The 1241-nt window shown below is 66.5% G+C and carries 3 protein-coding genes; all 3 read left to right on the top strand.

Going from position 1 to position 1241, the window contains the following annotated elements:
- Positions 1-510: MotA/TolQ/ExbB proton channel family protein (locus tag AC2EBS_RS18260; RefSeq protein ID WP_484729877.1), on the top strand; the 510-nt coding region annotated here is incomplete at its 5' end.
- Positions 511-546: 36 nt separating this feature from the next.
- Entirely contained in the window at positions 547-978 is a 432-nt protein-coding gene (locus AC2EBS_RS18255) for an ExbD/TolR family protein (protein ID WP_484729876.1), read from the top strand.
- A 17-nt stretch (positions 979-995) separates the two neighbouring features.
- Positions 996-1241: ExbD/TolR family protein (locus AC2EBS_RS18250; RefSeq protein ID WP_484729875.1), on the top strand; the 246-nt coding region annotated here is incomplete at its 3' end.

Below are 1241 nucleotides of genomic sequence, written 5' to 3'. Positions count from 1 at the left end.
GTGCGCGTGAGCTTCTTCAAGAAGGCCAGCCTGGCTGAGGGCGTGAAGAGCCTGAACGAGACCGGCGCCTTCCGCTACATCGCGCAGACCGCTGTGGAGGCTTCCGAGCACCACGAAGGCGCGCTGACCGAGAACATCGACCACAACACCTGGGTGACGATGAACATCGAGCGCGCGGTCGGCGAAGTCAACAGCCGCCTGCAGTCGGGCCTGGGCTTCCTGGCCACCGTCGGTTCGACCTCGCCCTTCATCGGCCTGTTCGGTACCGTGTGGGGCATTCTGCAGGCGCTGACCGCCATCGGCGTGGCCGGCCAGGCCTCGATCGACAAGGTGGCCGGCCCGGTGGGCGCGGCGCTGATCATGACCGCCATCGGTCTGGCCGTGGCTGTTCCGGCCGTGCTGGGCTACAACTGGCTGGTCAACCGCAACAAGGCCGTGATGGGTCAGGTGCGCGCCTTCTCCGCCGACCTGCATGGCGTGCTGATGGGCAACCGCGCCGTCAAGCGCTGATCAGGGTCTCGTGACCCTGAGCACTGGAGCCAGATCATGGGAATGAACGTCGGATCGTCATCCGGCGGTGAAGACGAGGTGGTCTCGGCCATCAACACCACGCCCCTGGTGGACGTGATGCTGGTGCTGCTGATCATCTTCCTCATCACCGTGCCGGTGGTGACGCAGTCGGTGGCGGTGTCCTTGCCCAAGGAGACCAACGTCGTGCGCGTGACCAAGCCGGAGAACATCGAGCTGTCGGTGACCAAGGACGGCGACGTCTACTGGGGCACGCAGCCGCTGGCCGACACCGAGGCGCTGGTGGCGCGGCTGAAGAAGGAAGCCGTCAAGGAGCCGCAGCCCGAGGTGCACATCCGTGGCGACGACAAGGCGCGCTACGAGTCGGTGGGCCGCGTGATGGTGGCCTGCCAGCGCGCGGGCATGATGCGCGTGCGCTTCGTCACCGAGCCGCCGGCGCGCGGCGGCTGAGCCCCAAGGAGAAGAGCATGGGTATGAACGTAGGAAGCTCCTCGGGCAGCGGCGAGCCGGAAGTGATGATGGACGTCAACACGACGCCGCTGATCGACGTGATGCTGGTGCTGCTGGTGATGCTGATCATCACGATCCCGATCCAGCTGCACTCGGTGAACCTGGACCTGCCGGCGGGCAACCCGCCGCCGCCGACCAAGGAGCCGGTGGTGCACGAGGTCTTCATCGACTTCGACGGCACGGTGTTCTGGGACGGCACCGCG

Source organism: Roseateles sp. T103, assembly GCF_057219915.1.
This window is presented reverse-complemented; position numbering and strand designations above follow the sequence as displayed.

What these genes read in the sequence shown, in the direction of transcription:
- AC2EBS_RS18255 (WP_484729876.1), top strand. Translation starts at nt 547, where the DNA reads ATGGGAATGAACGTCGGATCGTCATCCGGCGGTGAAGACGAGGTGGTC.